The organism is Streptomyces sp. L500, assembly GCF_054551825.1.
The window spans coordinates 318,722-337,428 of record NZ_JBTOLC010000002.1 but is presented as its reverse complement, the minus strand read 5'-3'; the positions used below and the strand labels follow the sequence as shown (position 1 = coordinate 337,428).

The following is an 18,707-nucleotide window of genomic DNA, read 5'->3' as shown; positions in this document are numbered from 1 at the left end:
GATGGGCCGCCTGGCGCGCACCGAAGGGCTGACGGACGTCCAGCGGGAGATTCTCGCCACGGTCCGGGAATTCGTCGACAAAGAGATCATCCCGGTCGCGACCGAGCTGGAGCACCGCGACGAGTACCCCACCCGCATCGTGGAGGGCCTCAAGGAACTCGGGCTCTTCGGGCTGATGATCCCGGAGGAGTACGGGGGCCTGGGTGAGTCCCTTCTCACATACGCCCTGTGCGTCGAGGAGATCGCCCGGGGCTGGATGAGCGTCTCGGGGATCATCAATACGCATTTCATCGTCGCCTACATGATCAAGCAGCACGGCACCCAGGAGCAGAAGGACCACTTCCTGCCGCGCATGGCGACGGGCGAGGTGCGGGGCGCGTTCTCGATGTCGGAGCCCGGACTGGGCTCGGATGTGTCGGCGATCACATCCAAGGGGGTGCGCGACGGCGACGACTACGTCCTGACCGGCCAGAAGATGTGGCTGACCAACGGCGGCTCCTCGACGCTGGTGGCGGTGCTCTGCCGGACGGACGAGGGGCACCCCGAGGGCACGGCCCCGCACCGGTCGATGACCACCTTCCTGATCGAGAAGGAGCCCGGTTTCGGCCAGGTCAAGCCAGGGCTGACCATCCCCGGCAAGATCGAGAAGATGGGCTACAAGGGGGTCGACACCACCGAGCTGATCATGGACGGGCTGCGCGTCCCGGCGGACCGGGTGCTGGGCGGCGCCACCGGCCGCGGCTTCTACCAGATGATGGACGGCGTCGAGGTCGGCCGGGTGAATGTGGCGGCGCGTGGCTGCGGCGTCGCACAGCGCGCCTTCGAGCTGGGCGTTTCCTACGCACAGCAACGTCACACCTTTGGAAAACCCATCGCGCAGCATCAGGCGATTCAGTTCAAGCTTGCCGAAATGGGGACAAAGGTCGAAGCGGCCCATGCGATGATGGTCAATGCCGCCCGGAAGAAGGACTCGGGGCAGCGCAACGATCTCGAGGCCGGCATGGCGAAGTATCTGGCCTCCGAGTACTGCAAGGAGGTCGTCGAGGACGCGTTCCGCATCCACGGCGGTTACGGATTCTCCAAGGAGTACGAGATCGAGCGGCTCTACCGGGAGGCCCCGATGCTCCTGATCGGCGAGGGCACGGCCGAGATCCAGAAAATGATCATCGGCCGCCGGCTGCTGGAGGAGTACCGGATTCAGGGCTGAGACGGGGGTTGACCGGGGATTAAGTCCCATTTACGGTGAGATGGCGGTGATGGTGGAGAGAAGAAGATCACACCCTGTAGTCGCGGTTCGGCCATCGACTGGCCCTGGCGCTTAGCCAGTTGCCGCCCGCAACCGATAGCATCCCCGGAAAGCCGCCGTCCCCCGATCGTTATGCGGCACCCTCCGCTACGAAGGTCACCCATGCCCCACAGCTCTTCCTCTGCACCTCGCGACAGCCTCCGCGGTGTTCGCCTCGCGCGCGGAGCATCGCCGTGGCTCCTGCCGACCGTCGCCACGGCGGCCGTCAGCCTCACCAAGGCCCGCCGCTCCGGACGCTGGGCTGCGCTGGCCGTACCCACCACCGCTCTCGCGGCCGGCATGCTGTGGTTCTTCCGCGACCCCGATCGTGAGATCGGCCAGGGCCGGGTGATCTCCCCGGCCGACGGCGTGGTGCAGAGCATCATGCCCTGGAAGGACGGACGAACCCGCGTCGCGATCTTCATGAGCCCGCTCAACGTCCACGTCAACCGCGCGCCGCTGGCCGGCACGGTGACGTCGGTCGAGCACATCCCGGGTGGATTCGTGCCGGCCTTCAACAAGGAGAGCGAGAACAACGAGCGTGTCGTCTGGCACTTCGACACGGAGCTCGGTGACATCGAGATGGTCCAGATCGCCGGTGCCGTGGCCCGCCGCATCGTCCCCTACGTGGGGGCGGACACCAAGGTGGAGCAGGGCGATCGGATCGGCCTGATCCGCTTCGGTTCGCGCGTCGACGTCTACCTCCCCGAGGGCGTCGAGGTCGCGGTCGAGGTCGGCCAGGCGACCACGGCAGGGGTGACACGTCTTGACCGTGATTGATCCGGACACACAGGCCGCCTGGGTTCCCGAGGCGGAGGCCGAGGACGCGGACCCCATGCCGCTGTCCACCCGGCTGTCGATAGCGGACACCCTCACCCTGGGCAACGCGATCTGCGGCTTCATGGCGGTGTACTTCACCACCACCGGCGTCCTTATCCCCCACCTCACGGGGAACGAGGACGGCGGCATGGCCCGCCACAGCGCGGCCACGGCCGTGATACTGATGCTGCTGGCGTCCGTCTTCGACCTCTTCGACGGGCTCGTGGCACGCAAGCTGCGCAGCTCGGCGATGGGCGCGGAGCTGGACAACCTGTCCGACCTGATCAGCTTCGGCCTGGCGCCCGCGTACTTCGTGGTCGTCTGGGGCATGGTCGCCGACGACGCCCACCAGAAGGTCTCGGCGGTGGCCGCGGTCGTGGTGCTGCTGGCTGTGGTGCTGCGCCTGGCGCGCTTCTCGTGCGTGCCGATGCGGGACGGCATCTTCCAGGGCATGCCGAGCCCCTTCGGGGCGCTCACGGTCGTCTCGATCGTGCTGCTGGAGCTGCCCTTCGTGCCGACGCTGCTCGCGATCATGGGTGTGGCGTGGCTGATGGTCAGCCGGGTCGAGTACCCCAAGCCGCGCGGGCCGCTGGCGGTGGCCATGCTCAGCTGGATCGTGCTCAGCATGGGCCTGCTGGCCGCGTGGGCGTTCGACGCGCCCGGCGGTGAGCTCCTCCTCCAGACGGGCTGCGCGCTCCAGGTGGTCCTGGGTGCGGTGATCCCGCTGTTCGCGACGGCGCGGCGGGTGAACACGTTCCGCGACAACCGGCGCGAGGCGCGCGAGGCGGAGACCGCCGCGCGGTAGCGCGTTTCCTCGTACGACGGCGGTGGGGCCGGGCGATCTGCCCGGCCCCACCGCCGTTTCGGCGTTCCGGGCCCCGCTGCGCGGGGCCATCTCCCACCCGCCCACCCGATTGCCCGGCAATGGCGGGGCGCCCGACCCACCGCCCCCTGGATACCGGGTGCCGGGTGGGCGGGTGGGAAGGGCTCTGGCCTCAGCCGAGGTAGTCGCGGGCGACGCGCTCGGCGAGGCGCTCCAGCAACGGCCCGGCATGGGCCACGCACCGCGCGAGGTCCGGCTCCAGCTCGGTGAGGGCATACGCCCGCTGGATGCCCACGCCAGCGAGCGCGGCGGCATCCAAAGAGAGCCGCCCGCACACGGCCACCACGGCCGTCCCGGCCGCCGCCCGCGCCACCCCCACCGGCGCCTTCCCGTGCAGCGTCTGCTCGTCGAGCGAGCCCTCCCCCGTGATGACGAGGTCCGCTCCCGCCACCGCCGCGCGGAACCCCAGCACGTCGAGCATCACCTCGATGCCGGGCCGGAAGGCCGCCCCCAGCCCGGCCAGGGCGCCGTAGCCGAGCCCGCCGGCCGCCCCGGCGCCCGGCGCGGCCGCGTGGCGGCCGCCGTCCAGCAGCCGCGCGTAACGGGCTAGGGCCGCGTCCAGCGCGGCGACGTCCGCCGCGCTCGCCCCCTTCTGGGGCCCGTACACCGCCGCCGCCCCGCGCGGGCCGGTGAGCGGGTTGTCGACGTCGCTCGCCAGCACGATCCGGGTCGCGGCCAGGCGGGGGTCCAGCCCGGACAGGTCGGCGCGGTCGAGCGCGGCGAGGGCGCCGCCCCCGGGACCGAGGGGGCGCCCGTCCGCGTCGAGGAAGCGCGCCCCGAGCGCGGCGAGCATGCCCGCCCCGCCGTCGGTGGTGGCGCTGCCGCCGACCCCGAGCACGACGGTGCGGGCGCCCGCGTCGAGGGCGGCACGGACGAGCTCGCCCGTGCCGTACGTGGTCGCGGTGAGCGGCGCGAGGCGCCCGGGCGGCAGCAGCCGCAGCCCGGACGCCTCGGCCATCTCGACCACGGCGGTGCCGCCGTCGCCGCTGACGGCGTACGCGGCCGTGACCGGCCGCCCCGAGGGCCCGGTCACCGTCGCCTCACGGCGCCCGTAGCCGGCCGCCAGGGCGGCGGCGACCGTCCCGTCGCCGCCGTCCGCGACCGGCAGCGCCACGGGCACCACCCCCGGCGCCGCCCGCCGCAGCCCGGCGGCCACGTGCCGGGCCACCTCCACGGCGGTCAGCGATCCCTTGAACTTGTCCGCGGCGATCAGTACACGTGTCGGTTCCGCCACCGTGCCGTCCTCGCTTCCCCGGCCCGGAGGCCGTACGGGTCGTCGCGCCGCGGCGACCCTACCGGGGTCAGGAGGTGGCGGGAATCTCCTGGGGGTAGAACTGGCGCGCCCAGTGGCGGAAGTGGCCTATGGGGCCGTCTCCGTCATTGAGCCCGGGATGGCGCACATATTTCTTGTGGTGCCAGATGGGCAGATCGACTTCTATGTCGTGCACGGTCCACCAGTTCATGCCCACGCTCAGAGCCCGCTCGAACGCCCGTTGCAGCGACATGGGGAGGTGGGGGACGCGGTCGGTGGCGACACGCGCCGCTGACCAGAAGCGCATACGCGCCGGGGCGACGGGAGTGGCGAGCACCCAGGCCGTCGCCCGCGTCCTCAGCTGTGCCAGCTCGATGGTGAGGACCGCGGCGCCCACACCCACGAATCGGCACGTGACCTCCTGGTCCATGGGAAAGCGGAGCAGGTCGCGACCGATGCGCAACCCGATGGAGTAGAAGGGACCGTCACCCTTGGGCTCGGACACCACGTCGACGAAACGAAGCCCGTGGAGTTCGCGGAGATGCCCGTAGTCGACGACGTTCTCCAGGACGTCCTGGGGCTGGCCCGCCAAGTCGATCGCCCGGAACGTGGAGGGGGTCGAGGAGGCGGGGAAGTCGGGAAGCCGCCAGGCCGGCGGCGTTCCGTCAGGGGAGTGCCAGAGCCAGACGATGCCCTGCTTCTCGCACACCGGCAGAAGCCCGAGGGACAACTTCGGCGGCTTCCCGTAGGGCGTACGAGCGCAGGCTCCGTCCGGCGCGAAGGCGAACCGGTGGAACGGGCACACCAGGAGTTCGCCCTCGACGGTGCCTCCGGCCCCCAGGTGGGCACCGAGGTGCGGGCAATAGGGCTGGCTGGCTCGCAGGACCCCGGAGAGGGTCCGGTACACGACCGTATCGGTACCCATGAAGCGGCGGGTACGGACATCACCCGGCCGCCATTCCTTCGAGAATCCCACGCAGAACCATCCGCTGGGATATGGGAGCGCGGCCGGAGAGTGCTGGTCCGCGGAGTCTGCCGGGTACATCGACTTGTAGTTGCGTACAGCCACTCCACTCTCCATCCACTCGCCGTTCGGGGCTTGCCAACCGGGGACTCCGTCCGGACCTCAAGGCACCAGAAAACCGGAGGTACGCCGGTACCGCAGAGCGTTCTCCTGCCAGCGATAGAATCCGGAAATCGAATCCTCGAGCATCTGGACCCCGCGCAATACGGCTTCTTTGGCCATTGAATGGGGGTCGGCCGGCATGTCCACCAGACTCCGCAGCCGCTCCGCGACCTGAATGAAATCCCACATTCGCTGCTCGACCATGAGGCGGACCTGGTCGGCGGCCTCCTGCAACGACAGGCCACGGGCCTCTCGGAGTACCAGAACCAGGTTGTGGGGGTTGCGGTAGTGCAGGTCCTTGCGGAGGGAGTAGGCGTCATTGGTCCACACCCAGAGCTCGCTGGCGAAGGCCCGCAGTTCGCCGTAGAGGCCGTGCCGCAAGGCATCGGGCATGTCCACTCCCTGAAGCCCCTCGATCAGGTCGAGAGAGGAGCGCGTGGCCGCGTTCACCCGGCGCAGCCGCAAATACGTGTCAAGATCCGGAACCACTTCCGCAGCCCGGTTGTTCGTTTCGTCGACCATGGCCCGCAGATACATGCGGAACGAGGCCGGAAATCTCTTGCGCACCGTCTCGGGAGCGCGCGCGTGGAGGGCTCGCCAGATATCCGCCAGCGCTCTGGCGAGCGGGAACGTGAGGGTGTCGTCCGGCTGCCCCGGAGGTTCGGCCAAGGCGCGGTCGATCTGGAGCAGAGCGTCCTGGAGTGCCGTGGGGTCACGGCCGAGGGGGCCGTCGTCGAAAATGTCGTCCCACAGGAAGAGCCAGATGATCCACTCGGCCATGATGACCGCGCCCTCGCGGTCCGTGCGCGGGCACCACAGGCCCGAGAACATGCCGCACGCCATGTCGGTCAGCCGCTGAGCGGCCGCCGGGGTTTCGTCCAGGCGGAAGGAATGCGCCCAGCGAAGAGCGGCCTCTTCCGCGAAATCGTGATGAGGATTCAGCACCACCGGGAACGGGGCCTTGAATTCGGGCACCCGGTAACCAGCCAGGGAGAGCTGATCATGTTCGAAGGATTCAGAGAAAAGCAGAGGCTTGCCCACGCCCTTCCTCTCCGCCGTGAAGCGGCTTCTTGATCGGCCGGATGGGTGATTCGTTACTACCCTCCCCACACGCACCGCACACGATGCGTGTCCGGGTTCGGCTGCGCACTGGCGCACGGGGCGCATCCGCGACGAGTCATCCGTATCGACGACCCGTCACGCGCTACCACGCGACGTTCGAGCCGTCCCGCCGCGCGCCCGCGATCCCTCACACACCAAAACGCCGGTCCCGGTCGGCATAGGCCTCAAGGGCCTTGATGAAGTGCCGACAGTCGAAATCCGGCCAATAAGTCGGGGTGAAGTGGAACTCGGCATATGCCGTCTGCCAAGGCATGAATCCGGACAGCCGGCTCTCCCCCGAAGTCCGGATCAAGAGATCGACGTCCGGCTGCCCCGCCGTCGACAGAAAGCCCGCCAGCCGCTGCTCGGTGAGCTCCCCGACGGCCGAGCCGGCGGCGTACGCCCCGACGAGCTCCCGTACGGCAGCGATGATTTCCTGCCGCCCGTCGTACGCGACCGCCACCGTCAGCCGCGTCCCCGGAGTGGTGGCGGATTCCCGCTCCACCGCCCGGAGCGCGGCGGCCTGGCCCTGGTGCGGAAGGCATTCGAGGGATCCGACCACCTTGATCGGCCAGCGTCCCTCCGCGGCCACCCGCCGCAGCCCCTCCGTGATCGCCTCCACGATCTGGTCTACCACCTTGGGCTCCCGGCAGAGGTTGTCCCGGGACAGCGCCCAGACCGTCACGAAGGGAATGCCCAGATCGTCGCACCAGCACAGCAGCTCGCGCACCCGGTCGGCCCCGGCCCGGTAGGCGTCGGCCAGGGAGAGACCGTGCTGTTCCGCCCAACGGCGGTTGCCGTCGAGGATGACCGCCAGATGCCGGGGCACCTTGCCCACGTGGCCGTGCGGACGGGAAGACCAAGGATGCGTTTCGGGCAGCATGACCGCTCCCCCAGCTCGAACATCGGATGGCTTATTTCTCTTTTCATCCTGACATCGCACGAACAGGGCGCCAGGGCGCGGCAGCAGGGCGCATGGACGCAGGCCCGGCGTACCGCACGCCCCGCCGGGCACCCGAAGGGGTCGGGGGGCTCACGAGCGTCGCACACGCTCTTGGGGTAACCGCCGCACTCCCCCCGGGCCCGGGCGGCGTGCCAGCGTCACCTACCGGGGCGTTCCCGGCCATAGTGGGGCGTCATGAGCACCGAGCACACGGAGCGCGCGGAGGCCCCGGACGCGCCCCTCGTCGCCATCGGCATGGCCGCGGTCCTGGCCGTCGTGGCCTGGGCCGCGCTGGCCGGGAAGTCCTTCGACCGGGTCTCGACCTCGGCCCTGGGCTGGGTGCTGTCCAATTTCGCCTGGCTGTTCGTGATCGCGGCCGATGTGTTCCTCGCGCTGTGCGTGGTGATCGCCTTCAGCCGGTACGGCCGGATCCGGCTGGGCGCGGACGACTCGACGCCCGAGTTCGGCAATCTGGCGTGGATCGCGATGATGTTCAGCGCCGGCATGGGCATCGGGCTGATGTTCTACGGCGTCGGCGAGCCGCTCCAGCACTTCGTCTCCCCGCCCCCGGGCAGCGGGGTGACCACGGACTCCCCCGCCGCCGCGCGCACGGCCCTGGAGTACTCGTTCTTCCACTGGACGCTCCACCCGTGGGCCATCTACGGCACGGCCGGGCTCGCGCTCGCCTACGCCGGCTTCCGCAAAGGGCGGGGGAACCGGCTCAGTTCGGTGTTCGTCCCCCTGCTCGGCAAGGAGCGGGCGGACGGCTGGCCGGGGCGGGTCGTCGACCTCCTCGCGGTCTTCGCGACCGTCTTCGGCACCGCGACCAGCCTGGGCCTGGGCGCCCTCCAGGTGTCCAAGGGGCTGAACATCACGGCCGGGGTGAAGGACACCACGGGCCTCGAACTCGTCATCATCGCGGTGCTGTCGGCCGCCTTCGTCCTCTCCGCCTTCTCCGGGCTCCACAAGGGCGTCAAATGGCTCAGCACGCTCAACATCGTGCTCGCCGCCGTCCTGATGCTCTTCGTCTTCCTGCTCGGGCCGACCGTGTTCGTCCTCAACACGGTCCCGGCCGCCACGGGCGGCTATCTCCACGACCTGCTCACGCTCGCCACCCGTACCGGCGCCTTCACCGACTCCCAGTGGCTGGGCGCGTGGACGATCTTCTACTGGGCGTGGTGGCTGTCGTGGGCACCGTTCGTCGGCACGTTCATCGCCCGGATCTCCCACGGCCGGACGGTCCGCCAGTTCCTCATCGGGGTACTGCTGGTGCCCAGCGGAGCGACGGTGGTGTGGTTCTGCGTCATGGGCGGCAGCGCGCTGCGCCTGGACCTGACCGGTGCCGCCGACATGGCGGGCACGGTCAAGGAGGGCGCGGAGGCCTCCCTGTTCGCCCTGCTGGACACCCTGCCGCTGGCCACGCTCACCTCGTGGATCGCGATGGCGCTGGTCATGACGTACTTCATCACCAGCGCGGACTCCGCGTCCCTGGTGATGGGCTCGCTCTCCAGCCGGGGCGCCCTCCATCCGCGCACCTGGCTGGTGGTGGTGTGGGGTGTGCTGATGGCCGCGGTGGCGGCGGTGCTGCTGGTGGCGGGCGGGCTGAAGTCGCTCCAGTCGGCGACGATCCTGGTGGCGCTGCCCTTCGTGCTGGTGATGCTGGCAGTGTGCTGGGCGCTGCTGTCCGAACTGCGGACGGACCCGGGCGCCGGCCCCGCGCCGCACCACGCCCTCCACGGGCTGCGGGACGCCCTGCGGACGATGGTCGGCGAGGCCGTCACCGAACAGGGCCCGGTGCGCCACCACCGGCTGCGCCGGCTCGCGGAGAGCACGCGGGACCGGGACGAGGAGGGACCGGGCGGAACCGGGCCGTCCTGACCGGGGCGTCCCGACACGATGCCTTCCTGACCACGGGGCCTTCCTGACCACGGGGCCTTCCTGACGCGGCGCCGAAAAACGCGCGTGCCGCCGCGCCCCGGCGCACGTACGCTCACGCCATGACAGACGCACGGCCTCTCGTGGCGATCCTCAGCGGCGCCGGCATCTCCACCGACTCCGGCATCCCCGACTACCGGGGCCCCAGCGGCCTGTGGCGGCGGGACCCGGAGGCCGAGAAGCTCGTCACGTACGAGTACTACATGGCGGACCCCGAGATCCGCCGCCGGTCCTGGCAGATGCGGCGGGACGCCCCGACGCTGACCGCCCGGCCGAACGCCGCGCATGAGGCGGTGGTCCGCCTGGAGCGGTCCGGCACCCCCGTGCGCGTCATCACCCAGAACGTCGACGGACTGCACCAGATGGCGGGCATGCCGGAGCGCAAGGTCCTCGAACTCCACGGCACGGCGCGGGCGGTGGTGTGCACCCGGTGCCACGCGCGGTCCGGCATGACGGAGGCGCTGGAACGGGTCGCGGCCGGCGACTCCGACCCGGCGTGCGAGGCGTGCGGCGGCATCCTGAAGTCGGCGACGGTCATGTTCGGCGAGGCCCTCGACCCGGAGGTGCTGAGCCAGGCGGTGGCCGTCACCAAGGCCTGCGAGGTGTTCATCGCGGTCGGTACGACCCTCAAGGTGCACCCCGCCGCCTCCCTCGCCGGCCTCGCGGCCGACCACGGCGCCCGGCTGATCATCGTCAACGCCGAGCCCACGCCGTACGACGACCGCGCCGACGAGATCGTGCGCGAGCCGATCGGCACCGCGTTGCCGGCGGTACTGGCCCGGCTGGGCGGTACCGCCCCGTAAGCCGAGCGCCCCGTAAGGGGCGCGGGGCCGGGCTGATATGCGGCTACCGCCGCGCGGGCGCGACAAGCCCCCACCGGCCCGCGGGTAACCGGACCGCGATTCCGGCGGACCGCTCAGAACAGCCGCTCCGGACCGCTCTCGTGCGCCAGCAGCAGCCGCTTGCGCTCCAGCCCACCGCCATACCCCGTCAGGTCTCCGTTCGCGCCGAGGACGCGATGGCAGGGGACGATGATGCCCACGGGGTTCTTCCCGTTGGCGAGGCCGACGGCCCGGGCGGCGCCCGGGGCGCCGAGACGCTCGGCGAGCTCGCCGTAGGAGACGGTCCGCCCGTAGGGGATGCGCCGTAGCTCCTCCCACACGCGGCGCTGGAAGGGGGTGCCCTCCAGGCGCAGGGGGAGGTCGAATCCAGTGCGTTCGCCCGCGAAGTACGCGGTCAGCTGGCGGATCGCCTCGGGGAACGGCCCGTCGGCGTCGAGGGGTTCGTCCGCCCGATGGCCGAAGCTCTCCTGGGGAGGGCGGTGGCGCTGGCCGGTCATATAGAGGCCGGAGAGGACGCCGTCGGTGGCGACGAGTGTCAGGGGGCCGTAGGGGCTGTCGATGACGGTGTGAACGCGGACGCGGGTCATGGGAGGTCTCCTCACGGGTTGTCCGGTGCGGTACCGCGCCCCGAAGGGACGCGATCTGCGCGACCGGCCGCCGACGGCCCGCGGTCGGACCACCGCGCTTCCAGCGGAGCGGCTTGGGCGGGCATGCGGGTGGTGGCATGGTCGTCGGCCGACCACAGGTACTGGACGGCGTAAGCACGCCAGGGCCGCCAGGCCGCGGCGTGCCGGGTCAGCGCGGCCGGGGTCGCGGGCAGTCCGGTCCGGGCGGCAGCGCGGCGTACGCCGAGGTCGGTGGCGGGGAAGGCGTCGGGGTCGCCGAGGGCGCGCATCGCGATGATCTCCGCCGTCCAGGGCCCGATGCCCGGCAGCGCGGCGAGCCGCGCGCGGGCGCGTGAGCGGTCGCCGCCGACGCCGAGGGCGAGTTCGCCGCCGGCGAGCTCCCGGACGAGGCGGACGAGGCCGGCCCGGCGGCCGGCGGGCATGGCCAGGGCGGCGGGGTCGAGGGCGGCGAGCGCCTCGGTGGACGGGAAGAGGTGGGTGAGCCCGGCGCCGGGGCCGCCCTCGGGCGGGGTGACGGGTTCGCCGTGCGCGGCGACGAGCCGTGCGGCGAGGGTGCGCGCGGCGGCCGTCGACACCTGCTGGCCCAGCACGGCCCGTACGGCGAACTCCTCGCCGTCCACCGTGCGCGGGACGCGCCGGCCGGGGGCGGCGTCGACGAGGGGCGCGAGCGCGGGGTCGGCGCGCAGCCGTTCGTCGACGGCCTCGGGGTCGGCGTCGAGGTCGAGCAGTCCCCGGCAGCGGCTGATGGCGCCTGCCAGGTCGCGCAGGTCGGTGAGGGCGAGCCGGCAGTCGATGTGGCCGGGCCGGGGGGCGAGCGCGACCGTGCCCTGCCCGTGGGGGAGGCGCAGGGTGCGGTGGTACGCGCCGTCGCGCCACTCCTCCACGCCGGGGACGGCGGTGGCGGCGAGCATCCCGAAGAGGTTGTCGGGGCACAGGGGCGCCCGGAAGGGCAGGCGCAGCGCCAGGGTGCCGGGGGTGGTGGGGCCCCGGCCGCGCGCGGCGCGGGCGCGCAGGTCGGTGGGGGTGAGCGCGAAGACCTCGCGGACGGTCTCGTTGAAGGTGCGCAGGGCGGAGAACCCGGCGGCGAAGGCGACGTCGGCCATGGGCAGGTCGCTGGTCTCGATCAGGATCCGGGCGGTCTGGGCGCGCTGGGCCCGGGCGAGGGCGAGGGGTCCGGCGCCGAGCTCGGCGAGCAGCCGTCGTTCCATCTGGCGGGTGCTGTAGCCGAGGCGGGCGGCGAGGCCGCCGACGCCTTCGCGGTCGACCGTGCCGTCGGCGATGAGGCGCATGGCGCGGGCGACGAGGTCGGCGCGTTCGTTCCACTGCGGCGAGCCGGGGGCGGCATCGGGCCGGCAGCGTTTGCAGGCGCGGAAGCCGGCCTGCTGGGCGGCGGCCGCGCTGGGGTAGAAGGTCATGTTCCGTTCCTTCGGCGGCACTACGGGGCAGCTGGGGCGGCAGTAGACGCGTGTGGTGAGGACGGCGGTGAAGAACCAGCCGTCGAAGCGCGCGTCCTTGGAGTGGACGGCCCGTACGCAGCGGTCGAAGTCGGTGTGCATGCCTCCAGGGTCGATCTTCCAAGGACCCCGGTGCTCGCGGAAATCCGACATCGAGGTCGCGGGGCCGCCGAGCCCTTCTGTCAATACTGGTTGACAGTCACCTCTTGTCATCCTAGGTTGACAGCATGGCCGGAACCGAAGCGACGGAATCCAACGACGCGGTGGGCACCACCGAAGCCGCGATGAGCCCGGACCCCCGGGTGGGGCTGCGTGCCGTCGCCGCACTGCGGCGGCTGGTGGAGCGGCTGGAGGCCCTGCAGGTCGACAGCGCGCGGCGGCAGGGCTGGTCCTGGGAGGAGATCGGGAGCGCCCTCGGGGTCAGCAGGCAGGCGGTCCACAAGAAGCACGCCAGGAGGTAGACAGACATGTTCGAACGATTCACCAAGGACGCGCGCACCGTGGTCGTCGACGCCCAGGAGGAGGCGCGCGCGCTGGGGCACACGCGGATCGGCACGGAACATCTGCTGCTGGCGATCGCCTGCAGCACGGGGGCGCCGGTCGGTACCACGCTGACCCGCTTCGGCGTCACCGCCGAGAGCTGCCGCGCCGCCTTCGACCCGGCACCGGGCGCCTCGGACGGCCACTTCGACGAGGACGACGCGGAGGCGCTGCGCGCCTTCGGCATCGACCTCGACGCGGTGCGCGACCAGGCGGAGCGGGCGTTCGGCCCCGGCGCGCTGGACGCGCCGCCGCCGGCACTCGAACCGGCGGGACGGCGGCTGCTCGGGCTGGGCCGCAACCCCGGCGGACTCGTGGGCCACATCCCCTTCGAGCCCCGCGCCAAGAAGGTACTGGAGAGGTCGCTGCGCGAGGCACGGGCACTGAGGAGCGATCACATCGGCCTGGAACACGTCCTGCTGGGCGTGCTCGGCTGCGACGACGGGGCGACGGCGGACTACTTCCGTCGCCTCGGCGTGGACCCCGCGGCGCTGCGCGCCGGGGTGCTGGCCGACCTGGGGCAAGCGGCGTAGGCCGGGCGGAGTCGCCGGGTCACGGCTTTTACGGTTCCCGGTAGTTGCCAATTGGATCAATCAGTCGTTGGGCCGGTCGTGCCGATGACTGACGCGCGGTGGGCCGCGCGGACCGAGCCGTTGCTCCCGGACCGTACTTCACACGCGACCTCGGATTTCCGGTCGCCCGTCACCCGCATACTGCTGGCCAGCGACGGCCTGACCACCGTCCTGCTCCAGGCACTCACACAAGCGGCCCTCACACCGCGGGTGGACGGTGTCGAGACGACGCCGGGAAGGCAGGTGGAGGCGGCCGCGCGCGGGCTGTTGGCCCTGGCGGCGGACGACGAGTGCCTGGTGCGCCGCACCTGCCTGGTCAGCCGTGACGGGGAGGTGGTGTCGGTCAACATCGTGGTGGCGCGGGCCGGTAAGGACCAACGGGTCGACGCGGCGATGCGGGATCGGACCCGGCCCATCGGGTTCGCGTTCGCCGCGGCGGGCCTGCCGATGAGCCGCCGGATCAACCGGACCGGCCTGACGCGATGGCCGCAGACGCCGGCCACGCACTGCGCTTTCAAGGACTACACCCTGAACGCCGCCGACAAGCCGTGGGCCTATATCCGCGAGCTGTTCAACCCCCGTGTCATTCCGCCCGGGACACGGACCGAGGCGGCGACAGCCGGACGGCGTGCCTGACATGTTCCGTGACGCCCTGATCGACGCGCTCTCCGCGAACGACGCCGGCATCGCCGTCCTCGACGGGACCGCGGCCCATTCCTATGCCGAGTTGGACGACTGGTCCTCCTCACTGGCCGCCATGCTGCGCCCGCTGGCGGACACCCCGGAGGACTGCGCCGCGGTGCTCCTGCCCAACGGCGGTTCCTGGATCGCCGCGTATCTCGCCGTCCACAAGGCGGGCATGGCGGTGGCACCGGTGAACGCCGTGCTCACCGCGCACGAGATCGCCCGCGTGCTGGAGCACGTCCGCCCCCGGGCGGTGCTGACCGGCCCGGAACAGGCGGACGGCGTCGAGGAACTGTGCACCGGGCGGGGGCTGCGCGTGCACGTGATCACGGTGCCGCCGGAACGACCGGTCGCACGCGGTCCACGCGGAGCGGCAGGAGACGTGAGGCAACGCTCCGAGGCGGACACCCCTTGCATGGTCATGCACACATCGGGATCGACGGGTGCCTGCCGTCCCCTGGTCCAGACAGGACGGGCGCTCCACCTCGCGACCGGCTTCTGGCACCGCCGGCACCGCGCCCCCGATGACGTGGTGGCCGTCCCCATCCCCCTCGCGCACGCCTACGGCCATCTCGCGGCGGTCTCGACCCTGCTGGCGGGGGCGACGCTGCTGGTCTCCTCCCGTGCCTTCGAGCCGGCCCGGTGGCTGGAGGAGCTGGCCGCCCGCGACGTCACCGTCGTCGAAGCGGTGCCGACCGTCTACCGCGGGCTGCTGGAGGCCGCCGACGGGCGGTGGCGGCCGGCCGCTCTGCGGCGCTGCCTGAGCGCGGGGCAGCAGACGCCCGCCGACCTGCGCGAGGACTGGCACCGGCGCACCGGCGTCGAGTTGCTGCAGAGCTGGGGGATGACCGAACTCGGCGGCCCGGGACTGAGCCCCACCACGGATTCCTGCCGGGACAGTGCCGGCGTCCCCGTCCCGGGCCTGGAAGTCCGCGTCGTCGACCACCGCGCATCCGGCCGGCCGGCGCCGGCCGGCACGGTCGGCGAGCTGTGGGTGCGAGGCGCCCAGGTCACCCCCGGCCGCCGGGCCGGCTCCCGGCAGGTGACCCCCGTCACCGACGACGACGGCTGGCTGCGCACCGGCGACTTGGTGCTCCGCGACGAACACGGCTGCGTCCGCGTCGTCGGACGCTCCAAGGACACCATCATGACCGGCGGGTACAGCGTGGAGCCCGCCGAGGTCGAGGACGTCCTGCGTACTCACCCCCGGGTCGAGGACGCCGCCGTGATCGCCCGTGCGGATCACCGGCGCGGCGAGGTCCCTCATGCCGTGGTCGTTCCCGGGCTCGGCGGCCGGCCGGACGCCGAGGAACTGCTCGTGCACTGCCGCAGTCTGCTCGCCCGGTACAAGGTGCCCCGCTCCGTCGACTTCGCCGAGCGGCTGCCCCTTTCGGCCACCGGCAAACTTGACCGTGCCGCGTTGCGCGAGCGCTACGGCGTACCCGAGCAGGAGGACATGTCCCATGCCGCCGTATGACGGGACCAGCACACGCGTTGCCGATGGTGACCCGCCCGTCGTCGTCATCACCGGTGCCACCGGCGGGCTCGGAGCGGCCATCGCCACCGCCTGTGCCGAACGGGGTTTCCGGCTGGCCGTCGTCGCGCGCACCCGCCCGGCGCTGGAGCGCCTCGCCGCCGCGCTGCCCACGCGACCGGGCCGTCCGGTCACACCGGTGTGCGCCGATGTCAGCGACATGGCGGCGGCCGCCGCCGCCATACGGCGGATCCATTCCGACCTCGGCCGCGTCGACGTCCTCATCGACAACGCCGGCGTGGAAGGCCCCATCGGCCTCACCTGGGAGATCCCGGTCGAACAGTGGTGGGAGGCGGTGCGCGTCAACACACTGAGCACCTTCGCCACCGTGCACGCCGTGCTTCCGCTGATGATCCGTCACGGTGGCGGCCGTGTCATCAGCATCAGCAGCGCGGCGGGACGGCACCGCTGGCCCACGCTGTCGTCCTACTCCGTCGCCAAGGCCGCCGGCATCACGTTCATCGAGAACATCGCCAGCGAGGCCCGCCCTCACAACGTCCTGGCCTTCAGCCTCCACCCGGGGCTCGTGGCGACCGGACTCACCACGAGCGCGCTCACCGAGATCGACTCGGCCGACCCCTGGCGCCGCCGCCGCGCCCGCTGGATCCGTGCGGAGATCGAGGCCGGGCGGTCCGTTCCGCTCCCCCGGGCGGTCGGCGCCGTCCTCGAACTGGCCACGGGCCCGGCCGCGGCGCTGTCGGGCCGCTACCTGACGGTCGAGGACGTCCACGGCGCGGTCCGGCAGGGGTGAACCGACAGGGGGAACCCTCACCCCTGTCGGTCACGCGAAGAGCCCGCTCACGCGAAAAGCCTGCGCCAGACCGCCCGCGCCGCGTGGTGGCCGGACATGCCATGGACGCCCGGGCCCGGCGGGGTGGCCGAGGAGCACAGGAAGACGGCCGGGTGCGCGGTGGCGTAGGGGACGCGCGCGAGCCTGGGGCGCAGCAGTAGCCGCAGGCCCGCCACCGAGCCCGTGGCGATGTCGCCGCCGACGTAGTTGGCGTTGCGCGCCGCGAGCTCGGGCGGCCCGGCCGTGGCGCGGGCGAGGACGCGGTCGCGGAAACCGGGGGCGAAGCGCTCGATCTGTCGCTCTATCACCTCCGTCGCGTCGCCCTCCCAGCCGTTGGGCACGTGCCCGTACGCCCAGAACGTGTGCTTGCCCTCGGGCGCGCGCGTGGGGTCGATGATGCTGGGCTGGGCGGTGATGAGGAAGGGGACGGACGGGTCGTCGCCCTCGACGGCGGCCCGCAGCGCCTCCCCGATCTCGCCGAACGTGGGGCCGACATGGACGGTGCCGGCCCGCCGGGCGGGCTCGGCCGTCCAGGGCACGGGCCCGTCCAGCGCGTAGTCGATCTTGAAGACGCTGGGTCCGTAGCGGAACTTCCGGTAGGCGTCGCCGAGTCCCGCGATCCGGGCGAGCGCGGTGGGCGAGGTGTCGAAAATGAACGCCCGGGCGGGCGGCAGGTCGTCGAGGTGCTTGACCTCGAAGCCCGTGTGGATGACGCCGCCCAGCTCGCGCAGGTACGAGCCGAGGGCGTCGGCGATGGACTGCGAGCCGCCGCGCGGCACGGGCCAGCCGCCCTCGTGGGCGGCGAGCGCGAAGATCAGGGCCATGCCGCCGGTGCCGAAGCCGCTGAGCGGGGCGATGCCGTGGGCGGCGAGCCCGGCGAGGAGGCCCCGGGCCTTCTCGTCGTGGAAGCGGGTCCTGGCCAGCAGCCCGGCGGACTGCCCGGCGACCAGCCCGAAGCGGGCGTAGGTGACCGGGTCGCGGGGCAGCCCGTCCCACTGGGTGCGCAGGAAGTCGGCGGCCACCGTGTCCCAGCGGCCGCGGAAGGGGGCCATGAGCCGGCGGTAGCGGCCCGCGTCGCGCGGGCCGAGCGAGGCGGCGGTCTCCCCGACGCTCCGGGAGAGCACGGCGGCCGTCCCGTCGGGGAAGGGGTGCGCCAGCGGCAGCTCGGGGTGGATCCACTCCAGGCCGTGGAGGTCCAGCGGCATGCCGGCGAAGGCCGGCGAGCGGACCGCGAGGGGGTGGACGGCCGAGCACGGGTCGTGCCGGAAGCCCGGCAAGGTCAGCTCCTCGGTGCTGGCACCGCCCCCGATGGCGTCGGCGGCCTCGAAGACCTCGACGGCGAGGCCCCGCCGGGCGAGTTCGACGGCGGCGGTCAGCCCATTGGGCCCCGCCCCCACGACGACGGCGTCGAGCATGGTGGCCACCGGAATCCCCTCGTCTCCTTGGGTATCAGCCGGCGGACGCCAGCAGCCCCAGGATATGCCGCAGCGTCTTCTCGTCCCGCGCGGCGCTGAGGGGAAGCGCGTTGCCGCCGGTGATCCGGAACGGCTCGCCCGCGACCGTGGCGCTCGCCCCGCCCGCCTCGGCGACCAGCAGCAGTCCGGCCGCGTGGTCCCAGGCGTTCTCCCATGTGAAGGCCAGCGCGTCCAGGGTGCCGCGGGCCACCGCCAGGTACTCCAGGCCCGCCGAGCCACAGGGTCGGGGGGCGACGCCGTCGGTGAGCAGCGTCGCGAGGACGCGCTTCTCCTCGTCGGTGGTGAAGTCGTAGTGCGAGATCGCCACGGTCAGCTCGCGGCCCGGTTCGGGGGAACCGGAGCGCAGCGGTACGCCGTTGAGGACCGCTCCCCCGCCGCGCCGGGCGACGGCCAGCTCGTCGAGCGCGGGGGCGTACGTCCAGGAGGCCAGCAGCTCGCCGCGGTGGGCGAGGCAGACGAGGGTGGCGAAGCCGGGGTCGCCGTGGACGAACTGGCGGGTGCCGTCGACCGGGTCGACGATCCACACCGGGGCGTCCCCGCCGAGGGCGCCGAGCACGGACGGGTCGGCGTGCACGGCCTCCTCGCCGACCACCACCGAGCCGGGAAGGAGGGCGGTGAGGGCGTGGGTGAGCTGTTCCTCGGCGAGCCGGTCGGCGACGGTGACGAGGTCGTGCGGGCCGTTCTTCTCCACGATCTCGTCCGCGGCGAGCTGCCGGAAGCGCGGCAGGATCTCGGTGGCGGCCGCCTCGCGGACCGCCTCCTCGACCTCTCCGAGACCGCCTTCGAGGAACGTGGCGAGGGACTTTTCGATCGTCTGAACCATATGAACATCGAACCACGCGGCAC

At 72.2% G+C, this 18,707-nt stretch carries 18 protein-coding genes; 10 read left to right on the top strand and 8 right to left on the bottom strand.

Annotated elements, in window-relative coordinates:
• Window position 1 precedes the first annotated feature (1 nt).
• The 3 genes from ACX9I7_RS04435 to pssA all read left to right on the top strand — a co-directional run bounded on the left by ACX9I7_RS04435 (window position 2) and on the right by pssA (window position 2,909).
• On the top strand, window positions 2–1,207 hold the full coding sequence (locus ACX9I7_RS04435; RefSeq protein ID WP_387567344.1) for an acyl-CoA dehydrogenase family protein: 1,206 nt from the start codon (window positions 2–4) through the stop codon (window positions 1,205–1,207).
• A 201-nt stretch (window positions 1,208–1,408) separates the two neighbouring features.
• Window positions 1,409–2,065, top strand: a complete 657-nt coding sequence (locus ACX9I7_RS04430; RefSeq protein WP_126916711.1) for a phosphatidylserine decarboxylase — start codon at window positions 1,409–1,411, stop codon at window positions 2,063–2,065.
• The gene (pssA, locus tag ACX9I7_RS04425; protein WP_387567342.1) at window positions 2,052–2,909 is read left to right on the top strand and encodes a CDP-diacylglycerol--serine O-phosphatidyltransferase; all 858 of its coding nucleotides are present in this window, start codon (window positions 2,052–2,054) and stop codon (window positions 2,907–2,909) included. The genes ACX9I7_RS04430 and pssA overlap by 14 nt, the downstream gene beginning before the upstream one ends.
• 190 nt (window positions 2,910–3,099) lie before the next feature.
• Here pssA and ACX9I7_RS04420 read toward each other — a convergent pair whose 3' ends face one another.
• The 4 genes from ACX9I7_RS04420 to uppS all read right to left on the bottom strand — a co-directional run bounded on the left by ACX9I7_RS04420 (window position 3,100) and on the right by uppS (window position 7,349).
• The gene (locus ACX9I7_RS04420; protein ID WP_459386540.1) at window positions 3,100–4,221 is read right to left on the bottom strand and encodes a glycerate kinase; all 1,122 of its coding nucleotides are present in this window, start codon (window positions 4,219–4,221) and stop codon (window positions 3,100–3,102) included.
• A gap of 67 nt (window positions 4,222–4,288) precedes the next feature.
• Window positions 4,289–5,284: a Rieske 2Fe-2S domain-containing protein gene (locus ACX9I7_RS04415; RefSeq protein ID WP_459386637.1), complete on the bottom strand. Its 996-nt coding sequence runs from the start codon at window positions 5,282–5,284 to the stop codon at window positions 4,289–4,291.
• A gap of 81 nt (window positions 5,285–5,365) precedes the next feature.
• Window positions 5,366–6,406, bottom strand: a complete 1,041-nt coding sequence (locus ACX9I7_RS04410; protein WP_459386539.1) for a terpene synthase family protein — start codon at window positions 6,404–6,406, stop codon at window positions 5,366–5,368.
• A gap of 208 nt (window positions 6,407–6,614) precedes the next feature.
• Window positions 6,615–7,349 (bottom strand): polyprenyl diphosphate synthase, encoded by a 735-nt coding sequence (gene uppS / locus ACX9I7_RS04405; protein WP_387571253.1) that lies wholly within the window; start codon window positions 7,347–7,349, stop codon window positions 6,615–6,617.
• 255 nt (window positions 7,350–7,604) lie between these two features.
• On the opposite strand from uppS, the gene ACX9I7_RS04400 reads away from it, so the two are divergent.
• Together ACX9I7_RS04400 and ACX9I7_RS04395 are read left to right on the top strand one after the other, a co-directional pair.
• Window positions 7,605–9,287 (top strand): BCCT family transporter, encoded by a 1,683-nt coding sequence (locus tag ACX9I7_RS04400; protein ID WP_459386538.1) that lies wholly within the window; start codon window positions 7,605–7,607, stop codon window positions 9,285–9,287.
• Window positions 9,288–9,406: 119 nt separating this feature from the next.
• Window positions 9,407–10,147, top strand: a complete 741-nt coding sequence (locus ACX9I7_RS04395) for an SIR2 family NAD-dependent protein deacylase (RefSeq protein ID WP_387571257.1) — start codon at window positions 9,407–9,409, stop codon at window positions 10,145–10,147.
• Window positions 10,148–10,260: 113 nt separating this feature from the next.
• On the opposite strand, the gene ACX9I7_RS04390 is transcribed toward ACX9I7_RS04395, so the two are convergent.
• Window positions 10,261–10,773 carry a methylated-DNA--[protein]-cysteine S-methyltransferase gene (locus ACX9I7_RS04390; RefSeq protein ID WP_387571260.1) on the bottom strand — a complete coding sequence of 171 codons (513 nt, stop codon included), beginning with the start codon at window positions 10,771–10,773 and terminating at the stop codon, window positions 10,261–10,263.
• A gap of 11 nt (window positions 10,774–10,784) precedes the next feature.
• A complete protein-coding gene (locus ACX9I7_RS04385) occupies window positions 10,785–12,368 on the bottom strand; it encodes a DNA-3-methyladenine glycosylase 2 family protein (RefSeq protein ID WP_459386537.1) in 1,584 nt (527 codons plus the stop codon).
• A 125-nt stretch (window positions 12,369–12,493) separates the two neighbouring features.
• Between ACX9I7_RS04385 and ACX9I7_RS04380 the strand changes: the two genes are divergently transcribed.
• The 5 genes from ACX9I7_RS04380 (at window position 12,494) to ACX9I7_RS04360 (ending at window position 16,347) form a co-directional block, all read left to right on the top strand.
• The gene (locus ACX9I7_RS04380; RefSeq protein ID WP_358625693.1) at window positions 12,494–12,727 is read left to right on the top strand and encodes a hypothetical protein; all 234 of its coding nucleotides are present in this window, start codon (window positions 12,494–12,496) and stop codon (window positions 12,725–12,727) included.
• A gap of 6 nt (window positions 12,728–12,733) precedes the next feature.
• Entirely contained in the window at window positions 12,734–13,339 is a 606-nt protein-coding gene (locus tag ACX9I7_RS04375; RefSeq protein WP_459386536.1) for a Clp protease N-terminal domain-containing protein, read from the top strand.
• Window positions 13,340–13,588: 249 nt separating this feature from the next.
• Entirely contained in the window at window positions 13,589–14,014 is a 426-nt protein-coding gene (locus ACX9I7_RS04370) for a hypothetical protein (RefSeq protein ID WP_459386535.1), read from the top strand.
• A 1-nt stretch (window position 14,015) separates the two neighbouring features.
• Window positions 14,016–15,539: a class I adenylate-forming enzyme family protein gene (locus ACX9I7_RS04365; protein ID WP_459386534.1), complete on the top strand. Its 1,524-nt coding sequence runs from the start codon at window positions 14,016–14,018 to the stop codon at window positions 15,537–15,539.
• On the top strand, window positions 15,526–16,347 hold the full coding sequence (locus tag ACX9I7_RS04360; protein ID WP_387571273.1) for an SDR family NAD(P)-dependent oxidoreductase: 822 nt from the start codon (window positions 15,526–15,528) through the stop codon (window positions 16,345–16,347). The genes ACX9I7_RS04365 and ACX9I7_RS04360 overlap by 14 nt, the downstream gene beginning before the upstream one ends.
• 47 nt (window positions 16,348–16,394) lie before the next feature.
• Here the strand turns inward: ACX9I7_RS04360 and ACX9I7_RS04355 are convergent, their stop codons facing one another.
• Window positions 16,395–17,801, bottom strand: a complete 1,407-nt coding sequence (locus ACX9I7_RS04355; protein ID WP_459386636.1) for a phytoene desaturase family protein — start codon at window positions 17,799–17,801, stop codon at window positions 16,395–16,397.
• Between the two features lie 34 nt (window positions 17,802–17,835).
• On the bottom strand, window positions 17,836–18,684 hold the full coding sequence (locus ACX9I7_RS04350; RefSeq protein WP_387571276.1) for an inositol monophosphatase family protein: 849 nt from the start codon (window positions 18,682–18,684) through the stop codon (window positions 17,836–17,838).
• Window positions 18,685–18,707 lie beyond the last annotated feature (23 nt).